This is a genomic window from Microbacterium sp. PF5 (assembly GCF_004794315.1).
GTDB lineage: Bacteria > Actinomycetota > Actinomycetes > Actinomycetales > Microbacteriaceae > Microbacterium > Microbacterium sufflavum.
This window is the reverse complement of the sequence record NZ_SSDQ01000173.1, coordinates 1-17,451: the sequence shown is the minus strand read 5'-3', so window position 1 is coordinate 17,451 and position 17,451 is coordinate 1. Positions and strand designations below refer to the sequence as shown.

Annotated in this window: 15 protein-coding genes and 1 tRNA gene; 13 read left to right on the top strand and 3 right to left on the bottom strand. The window is 70.6% G+C overall.

Annotated elements, in window-relative coordinates; translation table 11 throughout:
* Positions 1-143 precede the first annotated feature (143 nt).
* Positions 144-1,748 (top strand): phosphoglycerate dehydrogenase, encoded by a 1,605-nt coding sequence (gene serA / locus DW297_RS17805; RefSeq protein ID WP_136034925.1) that lies wholly within the window; start codon positions 144-146, stop codon positions 1,746-1,748.
* Positions 1,749-1,809: 61 nt separating this feature from the next.
* Here serA and DW297_RS17800 read toward each other — a convergent pair whose 3' ends face one another.
* Positions 1,810-2,352 (bottom strand): TetR/AcrR family transcriptional regulator, encoded by a 543-nt coding sequence (locus DW297_RS17800; protein ID WP_136034922.1) that lies wholly within the window; start codon positions 2,350-2,352, stop codon positions 1,810-1,812.
* Positions 2,353-2,448: 96 nt separating this feature from the next.
* On the opposite strand from DW297_RS17800, the gene DW297_RS17795 reads away from it, so the two are divergent.
* The 8 genes from DW297_RS17795 (at position 2,449) to DW297_RS17760 (ending at position 10,750) form a co-directional block, all read left to right on the top strand.
* Complete coding sequence (locus DW297_RS17795; RefSeq protein WP_136034920.1) at positions 2,449-3,984, top strand: MFS transporter; 1,536 nt, start codon at positions 2,449-2,451, stop codon at positions 3,982-3,984.
* A gap of 82 nt (positions 3,985-4,066) precedes the next feature.
* On the top strand, positions 4,067-5,110 hold the full coding sequence (locus DW297_RS17790; protein WP_136034918.1) for a 3-isopropylmalate dehydrogenase: 1,044 nt from the start codon (positions 4,067-4,069) through the stop codon (positions 5,108-5,110).
* A gap of 61 nt (positions 5,111-5,171) precedes the next feature.
* Positions 5,172-6,272 (top strand): branched-chain amino acid aminotransferase, encoded by a 1,101-nt coding sequence (locus tag DW297_RS17785; RefSeq protein ID WP_136034915.1) that lies wholly within the window; start codon positions 5,172-5,174, stop codon positions 6,270-6,272.
* Between the two features lie 68 nt (positions 6,273-6,340).
* On the top strand, positions 6,341-7,120 hold the full coding sequence (locus tag DW297_RS17780) for a fumarylacetoacetate hydrolase family protein (protein ID WP_136034913.1): 780 nt from the start codon (positions 6,341-6,343) through the stop codon (positions 7,118-7,120).
* Entirely contained in the window at positions 7,117-8,376 is a 1,260-nt protein-coding gene (locus tag DW297_RS17775) for an MFS transporter (protein WP_136034911.1), read from the top strand. Before DW297_RS17780 ends, DW297_RS17775 begins: the two co-directional genes overlap by 4 nt.
* Positions 8,377-8,468: 92 nt before the next feature.
* Positions 8,469-9,026 (top strand): hypothetical protein, encoded by a 558-nt coding sequence (locus DW297_RS17770; RefSeq protein ID WP_136034909.1) that lies wholly within the window; start codon positions 8,469-8,471, stop codon positions 9,024-9,026.
* 47 nt (positions 9,027-9,073) lie between these two features.
* Complete coding sequence (gltX, locus tag DW297_RS17765) at positions 9,074-10,579, top strand: glutamate--tRNA ligase (protein WP_136034907.1); 1,506 nt, start codon at positions 9,074-9,076, stop codon at positions 10,577-10,579.
* A gap of 99 nt (positions 10,580-10,678) precedes the next feature.
* A tRNA-Gln gene (locus DW297_RS17760) sits at positions 10,679-10,750 on the top strand.
* Positions 10,751-10,824: 74 nt separating this feature from the next.
* Here DW297_RS17760 and DW297_RS17755 read toward each other — a convergent pair.
* Both DW297_RS17755 and DW297_RS17750 read right to left on the bottom strand, forming a co-directional pair.
* Positions 10,825-11,184: a hypothetical protein gene (locus tag DW297_RS17755; protein ID WP_136034905.1), complete on the bottom strand. Its 360-nt coding sequence runs from the start codon at positions 11,182-11,184 to the stop codon at positions 10,825-10,827.
* A 114-nt stretch (positions 11,185-11,298) separates the two neighbouring features.
* Entirely contained in the window at positions 11,299-12,138 is an 840-nt protein-coding gene (locus DW297_RS17750) for a hypothetical protein (RefSeq protein WP_136034903.1), read from the bottom strand.
* Positions 12,139-12,223: 85 nt separating this feature from the next.
* Here DW297_RS17750 and DW297_RS17745 point away from each other — a divergent pair, with 85 nt between their 5' ends.
* The 4 genes from DW297_RS17745 to pepN form a co-directional block, all read left to right on the top strand.
* Complete coding sequence (locus DW297_RS17745) at positions 12,224-13,495, top strand: MFS transporter (protein WP_240744679.1); 1,272 nt, start codon at positions 12,224-12,226, stop codon at positions 13,493-13,495.
* Positions 13,496-13,505: 10 nt separating this feature from the next.
* Positions 13,506-14,012 carry a hypothetical protein gene (locus tag DW297_RS17740; protein WP_136034899.1) on the top strand — a complete coding sequence of 169 codons (507 nt, stop codon included), beginning with the start codon at positions 13,506-13,508 and terminating at the stop codon, positions 14,010-14,012.
* A 78-nt stretch (positions 14,013-14,090) separates the two neighbouring features.
* Entirely contained in the window at positions 14,091-15,125 is a 1,035-nt protein-coding gene (locus DW297_RS17735) for a DNA topoisomerase IB (protein ID WP_136034897.1), read from the top strand.
* Between the two features lie 206 nt (positions 15,126-15,331).
* Positions 15,332-17,451, top strand: a 2,120-nt coding sequence (gene pepN, locus DW297_RS17730; RefSeq protein ID WP_136034895.1) for an aminopeptidase N, incomplete at its 3' end; no start/stop codon positions are given.

Below are 17,451 nucleotides of genomic sequence, written 5' to 3'. Positions count from 1 at the left end.
ACGCCACCGGTCGAGCCGGACCGCGCGGCGTCACACGGCACGGAGCGGCATGGCGGCTCGGGTAGAGTTGTCGCGATCGCGCCCCCGACGGTGTGCGGCGCATCGGCCCCTCCCGCCTGTCGCGCTGCCCCGAAGGATCCACTGTGCCGAAGCCCGTCGTGCTCATCGCCGAAGTACTCTCTCCCGCCACGATCGAGGCGCTCGGCCCCGACTTCGACGTCCGCCACGTCGACGGCACCGACCGCGAGGCCCTGTTCGCCGCGCTGGCCGAGGCCGACGCGGTGCTCATCCGCTCGGCGACCCGCATTGACGAGGAGGCGCTGGCGCACGCGCCGAAGCTGAAGGTCGTCGCGCGTGCGGGCGTGGGCCTCGACAACGTCGACATCAAGGCCGCGACCACGGCGGGCGTCATGGTCGTGAACGCTCCGACGTCGAACATCGTCTCGGCCGCCGAGCTCACGGTCGGTCACATCCTCAGCCTCGCTCGGCGCATCCCGGCCGCGCACGCCTCGCTCGCCGCCGGGCAGTGGAAGCGCAGCTCGTTCACGGGCGCCGAGCTCTTCGAGAAGACGGTCGGCATCGTGGGGCTCGGACGTATCGGCGCGCTCGTCGCCGCCCGCCTCGCGGCGTTCGACATGCGCGTCGTCGCGTACGACCCCTACGTCACGTCCGCCCGCGCCCAGCAGCTCGGCGTGCAGCTCCTGTCGCTCGACGAGCTGGTGGCGGAGTCCGACTTCCTGACGATCCACATGCCCAAGACTCCGGAGACCACGGGCATGATCGGCGCGGAGCAGTTCGCGGCGATGAAGCCGACCGCCTTCGTCGTCAACGTCGCGCGCGGCGGGCTGATCGACGAGGAGGCGCTGCACGAGGCGCTCGTCGCTGGCGAGATCGCCGGTGCCGGTCTCGACGTCTTCACGTCTGAGCCGCCGGCGGAGGGCGGCAGTGCCCGTCCGCTGCTCGACCTGCCGAACGTGGTCGTCACGCCGCACCTCGGTGCGAGCACGGAGGAGGCGCAGGAGAAGGCCGGTGTCTCGGTCGCCCGCTCGGTGCGACTCGCGCTGGGCGGCGACCTGGTGCCCGACGCGGTCAACGTGGCCGGCGGCGTGATCGACCCGTATGTGCGTCCCGGGATCTCGCTCGTGGAGAAGCTGGGCCAGATCTTCGCGGCCCTCGCGACCTCGCCGCTCACGAGCCTCGACGTCGAGGTGCACGGCGAGCTCAACGACTACGACGTCAGCGTGCTCAAGCTCGCGGCGCTCAAGGGCGTGTTCACGAACATCGTCAGCGAGACCGTGTCGTACGTGAACGCTCCGCTCCTCGCCGAGCAGCGGGGGATCGCGGTCCGCCTGCTCAAGGACGACGTGAGCGAGGAGTACCGCAACGTCATCACCTTGACGGGGGCCCTGTCCGACGGTTCGCAGCTCTCGGTGTCCGGCACCCTGACCGGTCCGAAGCAGGCGGAGAAGCTCGTCGGCATCAACGACCACGCGCTGGAGCTGCCGATCGAGAAGCACCACGTCGTCATGCTCTACACCGACCGTCCGGGCATCGTGGCCGTGTACGGCCAGAAGTTCGGTGAGGCGGGCATCAACATCGCGGGCATGCAGATCGCGCGCCGCGCGGCCGGCGACCAGGCGCTCAGCGTGCTGACGCTGGACTCGCCCGTGTCGGAGGAACTGCTCGACGACGTGCGCGACGCGATCGACGCCGACCTGTTCCGGCAGATCGAGATCACCGAGGTCTGAGCCGCAGCACCACGGAAGAGGGGCGGGAGCGTGACGCTCCCGCCCCTCTTCGGTTCGCGAGTCAGGCGGTCGCACGCAGGACCAGGGCGATCAGGTCGGCGAGCTCATCGCTGCGGGGGACGAGCCGCTCGGGTCCGTGCACGTCGAGCGAGTTGTTGAAGTAGAGCCCGTCGCTGACCAGCATCACCAGGTCGAGGCTGGCGGTGTCGCGCACGTGCGGGCGGATGGTGTCGGCCCAGCGGCGCCGGGTCTCGCGGAGCATGTCGGCCGCGCGGGCCGAGCCGCCCTGGGCGAGGCGGGTCGTGGCGATCAGGGCGCGGTCGAGGGCGTCGTCCTCCATGACCGACGTGCGGACGTAGTAGGCGACCGGGCCCTCCTCCGCCGCGTTCATGCGCTCCAGGTCGAGGGTGGTGAGGTGGTCGAGCCGCTCCACGAGTCCGGCCTCGAGGTCGTCCTTGGAGTGGAAGTGGTACAGCAGCCCGCCTTTGGAGACGCCCGCGGCCTTGGCTGTCGCGTCGAGCGTGGCCGCGCGCTCGCCCTCGTCGATGAGGATCGCCTCGAAGGCGTCGAGAACCTTCTCGCGGGCGAGGGGAGGTCGGGGCATCGTTCATCCTCTGTTCGGAAACGGGAGGCCGGTCTCTGTTACTATACCAGCCGGACGGTTTACTAACGGAGCCGCCGAGAGTCTGAGAGGTGTTCCATGAGCCGTACTGCGTCGATCCCGACGACAGAGACGGAAGCCCCGCGCGTCGGCGCCAGAGGGTGGGCGGCGCTCGTCGTCCTCATGCTCCCCGTGCTGCTGGTGTCGGTCGACAACACGGTGCTGAGCTTCGCCCTGCCCGAGATCTCGATCTCGCTCGCACCCACCGGTGCCGAGCAGCTGTGGATCATCGACGTGTACCCGCTCGTGCTGGCCGGACTGCTGGTGACCATGGGCACGCTCGGTGATCGGTTCGGGCGGAGGAAGCTGCTGCTCATCGGAGCCACGGGGTTCGCCGTGGTCTCGGCCCTCGCCGCGTTCGCTCCGACGGCCGGTCTCCTCATCGCCGCCCGCGCCCTGCTCGGCTTCTTCGGTGCGATGCTCATGCCCTCCACGCTGTCGCTCCTGCGCTCGATCTTCCAGAACCGCGATCAGCGGCGCATGGCGATCGCGGTCTGGGCGTCCGCGTTCTCCGCCGGTGCGGCCCTGGGGCCGATCGTCGGCGGGTTCCTGCTCGAGCACTTCGCGTGGGGCTCGGTGTTCCTCCTCGCTGTACCGGTGCTGATCCCGCTGCTGATCGGCGCACCGCTGCTGGTTCCCGAGAGCCGGGACCCGCACCCCGGTCGCATCGACCCGCTGAGCATCGCCCTGTCGATGGCCGCGATGATCCCGGTCGTCTACGCGATCAAGTCGTTCGCGGTGGACGGGCCCTCGCTGTACGCGGGGGGATGGGCCGTGCTCGGCCTTCTGATGGGCGCGCTGTTCGTGCGGCGTCAGCTCCGCTCCGACGTCCCGATGCTCGACATGGCGCTGTTCCGAAGGGGCTCCTTCTCCGGGGCGATCCTGGTGAACCTGCTCAGCGTGGTCGCCCTGGTGGGCTTCCTCTACTTCGTGTCGCAGCACGTGCAGCTCGTGCTCGGGCTCTCGCCCATGATGGCCGGGCTCGCACTCGTGCCCGGCATGGCGGCGATGATCGTGGCCGGCCTCACGGTCGTGCCGATCTCGCGTCGCGTGCCGCCGCACGTGCTGATCCCCGCGGCGCTGGTCTTCTCCGTGGTCGGCTACCTGATCGTGGCGATGACGACGCACGACCACGGTGTCGTGCCGCTGATCCTCGCGTTCGCGGTGCTCGGCATCGGCATCGGTGCCGCGGAGACGATCTCGAACGAGCTCATCCTCTCCAGCGCTCCGGCCGCGAAGGCCGGCGCGGCCAGTGCCGTGTCCGAGACCGCGTACGAGCTCGGCGCCGTGCTCGGCACCGCCATCCTGGGCGGCCTCATCACGGCGTTCTACCGCGGAGCGCTCGTGCTTCCGGAGGGCCTGCCGGCCGACGTCGCGCACGCGGCGCAGGAGACGCTGGCCGGCGCGTACACCGCGGCGCAGCAGCTCCCGTCGCAGCTCGGAGACGCGCTGTGGCAGGCCGCCGCCGACGCGTTCGGCTCCGGGGTGACGGTGACCTCGCTGATCGGCGCCGGGCTCGTGGTCGTCGCCGCGGTGATCGCCGCCGTCACACTGCGCAAGGCACCCACGCACTGACCACTACGCTGGGGGGACCGGCCCGTACGACCCGCGGTCGCGCCGCGGCCGGTCCACCCCCGTGCAGTGCGCAAGGAGTCTCATGTCGCGTGTCGTGAAGCTGGCCGTCATCCCCGGTGACGGCATCGGTCCCGAGGTCATCGCGGAGGCGGAGAAGGTGCTCGACGCCGTCACCGCAGACAGCGACGTGACGTTCGACAAGACCCGCTTCTCGCTCGGAGCCGGCCGGTTCCTCGAGACCGGCGACACGCTCACCGATGACGACCTGGCGGCGATCTCGGCGCACGACGCGATCCTGCTCGGCGCGGTCGGAGGCACGCCGGGCGACCCGCGCCTGAAGAACGCGAACATCGAGCGCGGCCTGCTGCTGAAGCTCCGCTTCACGCTTGACCACTACGTGAACCTGCGCCCGTCGAAGCTCTTCCCTGGTGCGCCCGGTCCGCTCGCCGACCCGGGGGAGGTCGACTTCGTCGTGGTGCGGGAGGGAACCGAGGGGCCCTACGTCGGCAACGGCGGCGCGATCCGCGTCGGCACGCCGCAGGAGGTCGCCAACGAGACCTCGGTCAACACCGCCTTCGGTGTGGAGCGCGTCGTGCGCTACGCGTTCGACCTTGCCGAGCGTCGGCGCCGGAAGCTCACCCTCGTGCACAAGACCAACGTGCTCGTGCACGCCGGGGCGATCTGGCAGCGCATCGTGAACGAGGTCGCGGCGGAACACCCCGATGTGACCGTCGACTACCTGCACGTCGACGCCGCCACCATCTTCCTGGTCACGGACCCCTCGCGTTTCGACGTGATCGTGACGGACAATCTCTTCGGTGACATCCTCACCGACCTCGCCGGCGCCGTCACGGGCGGCATCGGCCTCGCAGCCTCGGGGAACATCAACCCCGACGGCGCCTTCCCGTCGATGTTCGAGCCCGTGCACGGCTCGGCTCCGGACATCGCGGGTCAGCAGAAGGCCGACCCGACCGCCGCGATCCTCTCGATCGCGCTGCTGCTCGACCACCTCGGCTTCGCGGCCGAGTCGGCGCGTGTGAGCGCCGCGGTCGAGGCGGACATCGCCGCGCGCAGCGGTGCCCGCACCACCGCGGAGATCGGCTCCGCGATCACTGCCCGCCTCTGAGCGGCGGGCGTAGGCTGACAGGGCGCGAGGATGCGCCCACCCACGAGGATTGGATGACGACATGACGACGATCGACGCCGAGACGAGCGTGGCTCCCCTGGAGTTCGCCGTGACGAAGAACCTGAACGCCGCGAGCCCGACGCGGCTCGCCGAGGTGCTGGAGAACCCCGGGTTCGGGGTCGTCTTCACCGACCACATGGTCGACATCTGCTGGTCGGCCAAGGGCGGCTGGCACCGTCCGCGCGTGCAGCCCTACGGCCCGATCCCGCTCGACCCCGCCGCCTCGGTTCTGCACTATGCGCAGGAGATCTTCGAGGGCATCAAGGCCTACCGTCACGCCGACGGGTCCATCCACACCTTCCGTCCCGACCGCAACGCCGCCCGCCTGCAGGCGAGCGCGCGCCGCCTGGCGCTTCCGGAGCTGCCCACCGAGTACTTCATCCAGTCGCTGCGCGAGCTGATCACCGTTGACGGTCGGTGGGTGCCGTCGGGCGCCGACCAGAGCCTGTACCTGCGGCCGTTCATGTTCGCCAAGGAGGCGTTCCTCGGGGTGCGGGCGGCGCAGAAGGTCGCGTACTACGTGATCGCGAGCCCCGCCGGCGCGTACTTCAGCGGCGGGGTGAAGCCGGTGCGCATCTGGCTCTCGGAGGACTACGCTCGCGCGGGCAAGGGCGGCACCGGGAAGGCGAAGACCGGCGGCAACTACGCCTCGAGCCTCCTCCCGCAGGCCGAGGCCGCCGCCAAGGGCTGCGACCAGGTCGTGTTCCTCAACGAGAAGCGCGACGTCGAAGAGCTCGGCGGCATGAACGTCGTGTTCGTCTTCAAGGACGGCCGCGTCGTCACCCCGGAGTCCGACAGCATCCTCGAGGGCATCACGCGCGACTCGCTGCTGCAGCTCGCGGAAGACCGCGGCTACACGGTCGAGAAGCGACCGATCTCGATCGACGAGTGGCGTCAGGGCGTCGCCTCGGGCGACATCGTCGAGGTCTTCGCATGCGGCACGGCCGCCGTCGTCACCCCGATCGGTGCGCTGGTCGGCGACGGCTTCGACGAGCCGCAGCCGCTCGGCGAGCTGGCCCTGTCGCTGCGCGAGGAGCTGACCGACATCCAGTACGGCCGCCGCGAGGACAAGCACGGCTGGCTCGTGCGCCTCGACGCCTGATCCCCACCTCCGAAGACCCCGCGCCGGCTCGCCCGGTCCGGGGTCTTCGTCGTCGCTAGGCTGGACGCATGAAGATCGCCCGGTTCAGCCACGACGACGCCATCATGTACGGGATCATCGACGAGCGCGAGCTCGTGGTGCTGGCCGGGGACCCGATGTTCGCCGGGTACGAGACCACCGGCGACCGGGTGCCGCTCGCCGAGGCGAAGCTCCTCGCCCCCGTGATCCCGCGCTCCAAGGTCGTGTGCGTCGGCAAGAACTACCACGACCACGCCGCCGAGATGGGTGGGGTCGCGCCCGAGGAGCCGCTGCTGTTCCTCAAGCCGAACACGGCCGTCATCGGCCCGGACGACGCGATCGTGCGTCCCACCGCCCTGTCCGAGCGCACCGAGTACGAGGGTGAGCTGGTGGTCGTGATCGGCAAGATCGCCAAGAACGTCACGGCGGAGAACGCCCTCGACTACGTGCTCGGCTACACGATCGGCAACGACGTCACCGCGCGCGATCTGCAGCGCAAGGACGGACAGTGGTCCCGGGCGAAGGGCTTCGACACCTTCTGCCCGCTCGGCCCCGTGATCGAGACCGACTTCGACGCGTCGACGGCGACCATCGAGACCAGGGTCAACGGCGAGGTGCGGCAGCACGCGCCGCTCACCGACATGATCCACTCGGTGGCGGACATCATCGCGTACGCCTCGGCCGTGTTCACCCTTCTCCCCGGTGACGTGATCATGACGGGGACCCCGGCGGGTGTCGGCACGTTCACGGCGGGCGACGTCGTGGAGGTGGAGATCTCCGGCCTCGGCATCCTCCGCAACACCGCGCGCGACGCCGTTCCCGCGACATGACCTCCGGCGCCCTGACGGCGGCGCAGCAGACGGCGGTGCAGCGGCGCACCGTCCTCGTGCTGTCGCTCGGGCAGGTCCTCGGGGGCATCGCGTTCGGGGCGACCGTCTCGCTCGGTGCCCTGCTCGCGGCCGACATCTCCGGCAGCGACGCGCTCTCCGGGCTGGCGACCGCCTCCGTCACGCTCGGCGCGGCACTGTGCGCGATCCCGCTCGCTCGGCTGGCGGCACGGCTCGGTCGACGCCGCGCGCTCACGCTCGGCAACCTCTTCGCCCTGGTCGGCATCGCCGTGGTGATCCTCGCGGCCTCGGTCCAGGTGTTCCCGTTGCTCCTCGTCGGCATCCTGTTGATCGGTGCGGGCAACGCGGGCAATCTGCAGTCGCGGTTCGCCGCGACCGACCTCGCGGCCCCGCAGCACCGCGGCCGCGATCTGTCGATCGTGGTGTGGTCGACGACGATCGGCGGCGTCGCGGGACCGCTGCTGCTCGGCCCCGGCGAGGTCGTCGGCCACGCGATCGGGATGCCGCCGCAGACCGGGTCGTACGTGTTCTCGTTCGTGGCGCAGTGTGCCGCGCTCGTGCTGTACCTCGTGGCGCTGCGCCCGGATCCGCTCCTCGCGGCGCAGCGCCTCGCGACGCAGGCGGCCGCCGCCACCGGGACGACGGCGGTCGACCGTCCGCGGGTCGCGCGCTACGCCATCTTCGCCATCGCCGGTTCCCACGTGGTGATGGCGTCGGTCATGGCGATGACCCCGGTGCACCTGTCGCACATGGCGCACGGGGCACACGGCGCTGCGGCGACCCCGGCCGACGTCTCGGCCCTGGTGGGGATCACGATCGCGCTGCACGTGGGGGGCATGTACGCGCTGTCGCCCGTGTTCGGTGTGCTGGCCGACCGGTGGGGGCGGCTGCGCGTGGTGCTGCTGGGGCAGGTGCTCCTGGGCGGCGCGCTGGCGTTCGCGGTGTTCACGGGAACGGAGGCGTGGGGTGTGATGGTCGCGCTCATCCTGCTCGGCCTGGGCTGGAGCGCGGCGACCGTGGCGGGCGCCGCCCTGCTGACCGAAGCCTCGGCACCCGAGCTGCGCACGCGCCGCCAGGGTCGCAGCGACTCGCTCATGAGCCTCTCGGCCGCCGCCGGTTCCGTGCTCGCGGGCATCGTGCTGTCGAACTTCCAGTACGCGGGCCTCGGCATCGCCGCCTCCGTGCTCGTCCTCGCGATCGTGGTGCTCTCGCCGCTCGCGCGGACCACTGCGCGGTGACCGACGGCGGGGGAGCCGTCACACGGCGATCGCCCTGAGCGCCATCCGCTGAGCTCACGCGGAGGCGGTGTGTACTGCGCTACGGTCGAGCCATGTCCTCCCAGGCCGGACGAGTCGCCGCAGCTGCGCTCGTCGTCATCGTCGGCGCGCTCACCGGGTGTGCACCGAGCATCGGGACGCTGGTGAGGGACAGCCTCGCCGAGTCCGTGGAAGACGCGCAGGACTCGTTGTGGGAGTACCGCGACCAGATCGTCAGCGACCCGGAAGCGGCCGTCGCCGGACTCGGCTTCGTCCACGACGCGCGTGAGGGTGCCGAAGACGGATCCGGTCTGTACACCCTGGTGGCCCTCGACGACGCCGAGGACGCCGTGACCCTCACTCTCGTCGTGGGCGGCGGTGCGACGACCGGCGGCGGGCACTGGTATCAGCAGTCGAGCGCCGCGACGTGCGTCGACTTCGTCTTCCCGCAGGCCGCCGCCGAGATCCGTGCGGAGGACGGCGTGTGCGGAGACATCCCGGACGCGGACAGGTACGACGAGGTCGTCCCCTTCACCGAGCTCGACGTTCGGGAGTCGGTGACGGCGGCGGACTACCCGCCACCGATCTGCCAGTGCCACAGCGGAGGCGACTGCGACTGCCCGGGAGGCTGAGCGAGCGCCGCGGGCTGAGCCCCGCGCACCCGTAGAATCGAAAGGCTATGGCTACTCCTCACCCCCTCACCACGACCGCCAGCGGCGCCGACATCCGCGTCCGCTTCTGCCCCTCTCCGACGGGGCTGCCGCACGTCGGCATGGTCCGCACGGCTCTGTACAACTGGGCGTACGCGCGCCACAACGGCGGGAAGATGGTGTTCCGCATCGAGGACACCGACGCCGCGCGGGACAGCGAGGAGAGCTTCCGTCAGCTGGTCGACGCGCTCACCTGGCTTGAGATCGACTGGGACGAGGGCGTCGAGGTGGGCGGTCCCCACGCACCGTACCGCCAGTCCGAGCGGCACGACATCTATCGCGGAGTGATCGACAAGCTGCTCGCGACGGGCGCGCTCTACGAGAGCTACTCGACGGCGGAGGAGATCGACGCCCGCAACGAGGCCAACGGTCGGGCGAAGCAGCTCGGCTACGACAACTTGGACCGCGACCTCACGGATGAGCAGAAGGCGGCGTTCCGCGCGGAGGGTCGCCAGCCGGCCCTGCGCCTGCGGGTGCCGGACGAGGACCTCACGTACGTCGACCTCATCCGCGGCGAGGTCACCTTCCCGGCCGGATCGTTCCCCGACTTCGTGGTCGTGCGTCCGAACGGCGTGCCGCTGTACACCTTCGTGAACCCGGTCGACGATGCGCTGATGGGCATCACCCACGTGCTGCGCGGCGAGGACCTCATGCCCTCCACCGCCCGTCAGCTGTCGCTCTATGCCGCGCTGATCGACGCCGGGGTGACGACGTTCGTCCCACGCTTCGCGCACATGCCGCTGGTGCTGGGGGAGACGGGCACGAAGAAGCTCTCCAAGCGCGACCCCCAGGCCGACCTCTTCCTGCACCGGGAGCGCGGCTTCATCCACGAGGGGCTGCTGAACTACCTGGCGCTGCTGGGCTGGTCGATCGGCCCCGACCGTGACGTGTTCTCGCTCGACGAGTTCATCGCCGCGTTCGACATCGAGAACGTGAACCCGAATCCGGCCCGCTTCGACCAGAAGAAGGCGGAGTCGATCAATGGCGACCACATCCGCATGCTCGACGTGAAGGACTTCGCCGAGCGCTCGGTGCCGTACCTCGCCGCGGCCGGCCTGTTCGACGAGCCGACCCACGAGCAGCTCGTGCTGGCCTTCCGCGCCGCGCCGCTCGTGCAGGAGCGGGTGCAGCTGCTGGGTGAGGTGCCGGGCATGCTCGGTTTCCTCTTCCGCGACGAGGTGTCATACGACGCGGACGCCCTCAAGGGTCTGCCGGCGAACGCCGCGGAGGTGCTCGAGGCCTGCGTCGCCGCGCTCGAGCCCGTGCAGGACTTCACCCCGGAGAAGGTCCAGGAGGCCCTGTCGACGGCGCTCGTGGACGAGCTCGGGCTCAAGCCCCGCGTGGCCTACGGGCCGCCGCGCGTCGCCATCACCGGGCGCCGCGTCTCGCCGCCGCTGTTCGAGTCGATGGAGCTGCTCGGCAAGGACGAGTCGCTGCGGCGACTGCGCGCCCTGGCCGCGTTCCTGGCCGACTGAGCCGCGACGCGCCCGAGCGGCGGCACACGCCGGTGGTTTTGGCGATCGGTCGCCGCTCGGGTAAGCTTGACTCTCGGTGCGAGGCTCTGGTTTCGCCCTTGGGGTATGGTGTAATTGGCAACACGGCTGATTCTGGTTCAGTTGTTCTTGGTTCGAGTCCAGGTACCCCAGCACTTCACAGAAGCCCGGAAATCCGCAGGAATGCGGCTCCGGGCTTCTGTCGTTCTCGGGCGAGGGCGGGCACGCTACGGGGTGTTCGCCGGCGGGCCCGTCCGCTCCGCGCGGAGCACCAGGGCGATGGTGGCGAACGCGATCGATGCGGCGACGGCGGGGAGATAGGTCAGGATGTCGGGCGTGACCGTCGAGGCGCCCCAGCACACCGCGGCGGCAAGTGCGGACACCAAAAAGGCGAGGATGTCGAGGGGACCGCGCTTCCTGACGAAGACGGCGGCCAGGAGCAGCGCCGCGGCGATCAGTGGTGCCCCGGTGGTCAGCACGGCGGCGACGCCGTGGTGGTTCGCCGCGTTCCAGACCGCGAAGTAGAGCTGCGCTCCGGCGAGGACGGAAGCCGCGACGCGGCGGGTTTCGCGATAGAAGGCGTGCATCAGTGCTCCTCAGTGACCCGGGAGCATGGGCCGCTCCCGACGGAGTGAGGGTACGTCAGATCTGTCGGGGTGTCCGCATATGAGGACGCCAACGCGACCGAACCGTGCTCCCCGCTACTCGCACTCCCCGAGGAAGCCCAGGTAGCAGACGGCCTCGTGGGTCACGGCGGGCTCGTAGTCGTCGTTGGATACCTGGCGGGTCGCGGTCTCCGGCGTGCGGGTGAGGTGTCCGAAGTCGCCCAGGGAGGCGACGTACGTGCCGTCGACATCCTCCGCGATCATCCGGTCGATCTCGGCGCGGTGCTGTGCGCACAGGTCGGCCGCGGTCGGCACCAGTTCCACGCCGGCGCACGCCCCCGCGTACTGGGCCTCCATCGCGGCGATGCAGTCGGTCCAGTCCTGGTCGACGTAGCACGGGCTCACCCCGTCGTCGGCGACGAGGTAGGCGCCGGTCTCGTACTCCTCGCTGTGGAAGGTCTCGGGCTTCTCCGGCACGTCGACCTTGGTCCAGTGGCGCGCCGTGACCACGGCGTAGACCGTGACGATCGCGGCGATGAGCAGCAGGGCGCCGACGATCGACAGCGCGATCCAGAGCCCCGCACGACTCTTGCGGCCGGTGCCGTCGGCGGGCGGGGCGTTCGGGTCGAGCGGCGGGGTGGCGAACGGAGCGGCGCCGGTCGCGTACGCCTCGGTGGTCGCGCCGTACGCCGCGGGGTACGCGGTCGGCGCGGACGTGGGGAGGTCATGGCCGCCCAGGGGCATCGTCGCGGCGACGGTCGCGGCGGGCGGCGTGGCCTGGCCGCTGACGGTGAGCCAGTAGTCGTACCAGCTGCGGCTCGCCTGGTCGTCGGCCTGCACGCGCTGGGCCTCGGCGGCGGTCAGCGGGAGGCCGAGGGCCTGCAGCCCCTCGTCGCTCAGCAGGGACGATCGGAACTCCTCGTATGACAGCGGCATGGTCGCAGAATATCGGTTCGGCGCCGGATCGGCAGGCCGCGCGGCCGATGTCGGAAGACCCTGGAACACTACCGAGGTGATCGGAATGAGCTCCTTCTGGAAAGCGCTGCCCACCGAAGGGCGCTGGCTGCTGTCCACCGTCGCCATCCAGACGCTCGGGCGGGGCATGACGTTGCCGTTCACGATCATCTACCTGCACGAGGTCCGCGGGTTCGACCTGGGGCTCTCGGGTGCGCTGATGAGCCTGATCGCCATCACCGGGCTCGTCGTGACCGGTCCGGGAGGCACGCTCATCGATCGCTTCGGTGCCCGCCGCGTGCTGATCACGGGGCTGCTGGCGATGATCGCGGGGTGCACGCTCTTGGCGTACGCGACGCACCCTGCCGTGGCCACCGTGGCCGTCGTGCTGATCGGCGTGAACTTCGGCGTCTCCTGGCCGGGGTTCAACGCCCTGATCGCCTCGGTGGTCGAGGGTGAGCTCCGCCAGCAGTACTTCGGCGTGAACTTCGCGCTGGTGAACCTGGGCATCGGCGTCGGCGGCATCGTCGGCGGCTTCTTCGTGAACGTCGACGATCCCGCGACCTTCACCACGATCTTCCTCATCGACGCGGCGACCAGTCTCATCCCGCTCGCGCTGCTCCTCGGGCCGCTGCGACGTGTGCGCACGCAGCCCGACCACGACCCGGCCGACGAGACGGCGGGTGGCTACCGCGAGATCGTGCGCCGGCCCGCGGTGCTGTGGCTGACGCTGCTCACCTTCCTCTCCGTCTTCATCGGCTACGGACAGCTGGAGGCCGGCTTCCCGGCGTTCGCGCGACAGGTGGCAGAGGTGTCGACACAGGTGGTCGGCGTCTCCTTCGCCGTGAACACCGCGGTGATCGTGCTGCTGCAGTTCGCGGTGCTCCGGCTGATCTCCGGCAAGCGTCGCACGCGGGTGATGCAGGTGATGGCGCTCATCTGGGCCCTGTCCTGGGTCGCGCTCGGAGCTGCGGGGCTGCTGCCCGACTCGCTCGCGGCCGCGATCGGGGTGATCGCGTTCATGGGGGTGTTCGCATTCGGGGAGACGATGCTGCAGCCGACGGTGCCCGCGATCTACAACGACCTCGCCACCGACCGCACCCGGGGCCGCTACAACGCGATCAACTCGGCGGCGTTCCAGGGTGGAGCGATCACCGGGCCGTTGGTGGCCGGTCTGCTGCTCGGCGCGGGGGCGCAGGGCTGGTTCATCGGCGTGATGGTGGCCGGAAGTCTGGCGGTGGGCGTGCTGGCTCTCGTGCTCGAGCGCGTGGTGCCTTCGGAGGCGAACGGCGTCCCCCTCCATCGAACGGAGGAGGTCGCGGGCGAGGCCGCGGTCTAGGCTCCGGAGCATGGCACTCGAATCGCTCTTCCTCCGCCTCGATCGGATCGCCGGCGGGCGGCAGGCCGGCGTCGCGATCAGCGAGGCCGGACGCACGCATCCGAAGACCGTGCGCGCCTTCACCTGGATTCTCTGGCTGCTGGTCGCGGAACTGGTGCTCGGGGTCGGCGCCGTCGTCGTCGCGCTGATCCTCGCCGTCGACGGCGAGAGGGTGCCGTTCGCCGTGTGGATGCGCACGCTCATCGTGCTGGCGATGACGGCGACCCTGTTCTACTTCGCCTGGCGGGCCCGTCGTGGTTGGCGCTGGGCCTACCAGCGCCTGCGCCTCTTCGCGCAAATCTTCCCGGTCATCACGCTCGTCATGGCCGCCATCCCCGGGCTGTACCCGGTGTGGATGGTGACCGAGCAGATCGTGTTCAGCCTCATCATGATCGGCATCGCCGACTTCCTCACCAGCGACCACATGCGATCCGTCTTCGCGAAGGATCCGCAAGCGGATAGCACCTCGGCCGGGTGACGCGCCACTCCCTTTTCGTCCGGTCGCACCCGAGGCAGGGTTCAGGGGACCGGAACGACGACGGCGGGAGGAGCAGGGATGGCGCGGCTGATCAGGGTGGTGCCGGGCGTCGACCCGGGGTTCCGTCGACAGCGGTCGGGTTCCGGGTTCCGCTACGTCGACCCGACCGGCGCACCGGCGCCCGAGGCCGACCGGGAGCGCATCAACGACCTGGTCATCCCGCCCGCGTGGCGCGACGTGTGGATCGCGGCCGACCCGCTCGCGCATATCCAGGCCGTCGGCATCGACCAGGCCGACCGCAAGCAGTACCTCTACCACCCGCTGTGGCGCGTCTCCCGCGACCGCCGGAAGTTCGTGCGCGCCCTCGATCTGGCCTCCGCGCTCCCGAGCGCGAGGGCGCAGGTGACCAGGGCGCTGCGCGAAGAGGGGCAGACCAAGGACAGGGCCCTCGCGATCGCGTTCCGACTGCTCGACGACGCGGCCCTGCGCATCGGATCCGAGCGGTACCTCGCGCGTCACGGCAGCCGTGGACTGACCACGCTGAGGCGCCGCGACGTGCGCCTCAGCGGCCGCGACGTCGCACTGTCGTTCCCCGCCAAGAGCGGTCGCACCGCCTCGATCGAGATCACCGACGAGGCCCTCGCGGAGGCGCTCACGGACTTCGCGGCGGGAGCCTCGAATGCGTTCCTGCTCGCGTACCGCAAGGGGAGGAGGCGTGTGAAGATCACCCCCGCGGAGGTGAACGCGTACCTCAAGGACGTGTTGGGGGCGAGCTTCACGGCGAAGGACTTCCGCACGCTGCACGGCACGATCATCGCCGCCGACGCCCTCGCCCGCATCGGGGCCCTCGACCGCAAGGGTCAGCGCGCTCAGGCCGAGCGGCTGGCCGTGCAGGCCGCCGCGACCGCGCTCGGGAACACGACCGCCGTCGCCCGCAACAGTTACATCGACCCGCGGGTGTTCCGGCAGTACGCTCGCGGACGCACCCTCGACCTCGACGTGACCCCCGAGACCGCGATCCGTCGCCTCCTCGGCGGTCCCGAGACCTCCCGCAAGATCAACCGGCGAGGGACGAGCAGAGGGCGGCGATCAGCAGCGGCACGAGCCGCGTGAGCACGGCCGCGACCACCGGCCAGCACTGCGCGCGCGTCTTGACGCCGCGTACCGCGGCCGGGACCCGGTCGCGCGGCGACGAGGCCGTCGCGTCGGCCCGGCAGGCCGCGTCCCGGGGGCTCTCCGCGGAACCGGGGGCATCGGCTCGTCCAGGTCTGAACCTCGCCGAGGCCGTGCGAACGGCTCCAGGATGCCAGGATGGAAGGGTGGACACCGCCAACCTGACCCGCGAGGAGACCGCCGCGCGATCCGCGGCCGTCACCCTCCACCGCATCCGCGTCGAGCTCGACCTGACCGGAGCGCCGGAGCGGGCCCGCACCGGATTCCCCACCGCGACCACGCTGGAGTTCGACGCGACGACCGACGCGACCTGGCTCGACTTCATCGGCGAGGAGGTGCGCCGCGTCGAGGTGAACGGCGAGGAGCGCGAGGTCGACTACGACGGAGCACGGATCGCGATCACCGGTCTGGCACCGTCCAACGTGGTGCGGGTCGAGGCGGTCGGCGCTTACAGCCGCTCGGGGGAGGGGCTGCACCGCTTCCACGACCCCGCCGACGACCGCACCTACCTGTACACGCAGTACGAGCCGGCGGACGCCCGCCGCGTGATGGCGTGCTTCGAGCAGCCCGACCTCAAGGCCGAGTACACCTTCGTGGTCGATGCGCCGTCGGGGTGGGAAGTGCTGTCCAACCAGTCGCCCGCCCATGTGGACCTCGGCGTGGGCGTGCAGCGCGTGGAGTTCGCCCCTACGCTGCCGATCTCCAGCTACATCACCGCGGTGGCCGCGGGACCGTACACCCGCGTGGACGGGGAGTGGACGCGCGACGAGCAGCGCATCGCCCTCGGACTGTTCGTGCGACGCTCGCTGGCCGAGCACCTCGAGTCGGACGAGATCCTGGAGGTCACGCGGCAGGGGCTCGACTTCTTCACCGAGGCCTTCGCCTATCCGTACCCCTGGGGCAAGTACGACCAGCTCTTCGTACCCGAGTACAACCTCGGCGCGATGGAGAACCCCGGGCTGGTGACCTTCACCGAGTCCTACCTCTCGCGCGGTGCCGCCACCGACGCACAGCGGGCGGCCAGGGCCAACACGATCCTGCACGAGATGGCTCACATGTGGTTCGGCGACCTCGTGACCATGACCTGGTGGGACGACCTGTGGCTCAAGGAGTCGTTCGCCGACTACATGGGCTCGCACGCGTCCGCGGTGGCGACGCGCTTCCACGACGCCTGGGTCACGTTCGCGATGCGGCGCAAGTCGTGGGCATATCAGCAGGATCAGCTGCCGACGACGCACCCGATCGTGGCCGACATCCCCGATCTCGAGGCGGCGAAGCTCAACTTCGACGGCATCACGTACGCCAAGGGTGCCTCGGTGCTGAAGCAGCTGGTCGCCTACGTCGGCGACGAGGCGTTTTTCGAGGGCGCGCGACGCTACTTCGCGGCGAACGCCTTCGGCAACACCACGCTCGACGACTTCCTCGTGGTGCTGAGCGAGGCGTCCGGGCGCGACATGAGCGACTGGGCGGCGGCGTGGTTGCAGACCACCGGGGTCTCGACGCTGTGGATCGAGGCGGACGACGACGGCCGCCGCACCCTCGTGCAGAGCGGGACCCGTCCGCATCGCCTCCGCATCGGCTTCTACGACCGGGTCGACGGTCGGATCGTCCGCCGCGAGCAGCGGGAGCTCGACCTTCCCGGCGAGCGGGTCGAGCTCGACGTCCCCGAAGCGGACCTCGTGCTCCTGAACGACGACGACCTCACCTACGCGAAGGCGAGGATGGACGACCGCTCGCTGGCGACCGCGGAGGAGTCGCTCTCGGCCATCGAGGACCCCCTGGCGCGGGCGCTGGTGTGGTCGTCGCTGTGGAACGCGACCCGCGACGGTGAGCTCGATGCGGGACGCTTCCTGCGCATCGCCCGTGCTCACGCCCCGGCCGAGCCGAACGGCGGACTGTTGGGGGCGGCGATCCAGAACGCCGCGTTCACCGTGCGCCACTTCGTGGCCGACGAACGCCGGGTCGAGGAGCAGCGCGCCTGGACGGAGGCCGCCTGGTCGGCGCTGCAGGCCGCGGAGGCGGGAAGTGACGCGCAGCTGTCGTGGGCGCGCGCGCTGGCGACGGCCTCGGCGTTCGACGATGTGCACCACGCCGACCTGCGCGACATGCTCGACGGCCGGGGTCCGGACGGTCTCGTGATCGATCCCGACCTGCGGTGGCAGCTGCTGACCGCGCTCGTCACCACCGGACACGCCGACGGTGCCGACATCGCGGCGGAGGAGGAGCGGGACGACACCGGCGACGGACGCACGGCCGCCCGCCGTGC

What these genes read in the sequence shown, in the direction of transcription:
- gltX (WP_136034907.1), top strand. Translation starts at nt 9,074, where the DNA reads ATGGCTACTCCTCACCCCCTCACCACGACCGCCAGCGGCGCCGACATC.
- DW297_RS17745 (WP_240744679.1), top strand. Translation starts at nt 12,224, where the DNA reads ATGAGCTCCTTCTGGAAAGCGCTGCCCACCGAAGGGCGCTGGCTGCTG.
- DW297_RS17785 (WP_136034915.1), top strand. Translation starts at nt 5,172, where the DNA reads ATGACGACGATCGACGCCGAGACGAGCGTGGCTCCCCTGGAGTTCGCC.
- DW297_RS17735 (WP_136034897.1), top strand. Translation starts at nt 14,091, where the DNA reads ATGGCGCGGCTGATCAGGGTGGTGCCGGGCGTCGACCCGGGGTTCCGT.
- DW297_RS17775 (WP_136034911.1), top strand. Translation starts at nt 7,117, where the DNA reads ATGACCTCCGGCGCCCTGACGGCGGCGCAGCAGACGGCGGTGCAGCGG.
- DW297_RS17790 (WP_136034918.1), top strand. Translation starts at nt 4,067, where the DNA reads ATGTCGCGTGTCGTGAAGCTGGCCGTCATCCCCGGTGACGGCATCGGT.
- DW297_RS17780 (WP_136034913.1), top strand. Translation starts at nt 6,341, where the DNA reads ATGAAGATCGCCCGGTTCAGCCACGACGACGCCATCATGTACGGGATC.
- DW297_RS17800 (WP_136034922.1), bottom strand. Translation starts at nt 2,352, where the DNA reads ATGCCCCGACCTCCCCTCGCCCGCGAGAAGGTTCTCGACGCCTTCGAG.
- DW297_RS17755 (WP_136034905.1), bottom strand. Translation starts at nt 11,184, where the DNA reads ATGCACGCCTTCTATCGCGAAACCCGCCGCGTCGCGGCTTCCGTCCTC.
- DW297_RS17750 (WP_136034903.1), bottom strand. Translation starts at nt 12,138, where the DNA reads ATGCCGCTGTCATACGAGGAGTTCCGATCGTCCCTGCTGAGCGACGAG.
- DW297_RS17770 (WP_136034909.1), top strand. Translation starts at nt 8,469, where the DNA reads ATGTCCTCCCAGGCCGGACGAGTCGCCGCAGCTGCGCTCGTCGTCATC.
- DW297_RS17795 (WP_136034920.1), top strand. Translation starts at nt 2,449, where the DNA reads ATGAGCCGTACTGCGTCGATCCCGACGACAGAGACGGAAGCCCCGCGC.
- DW297_RS17740 (WP_136034899.1), top strand. Translation starts at nt 13,506, where the DNA reads ATGGCACTCGAATCGCTCTTCCTCCGCCTCGATCGGATCGCCGGCGGG.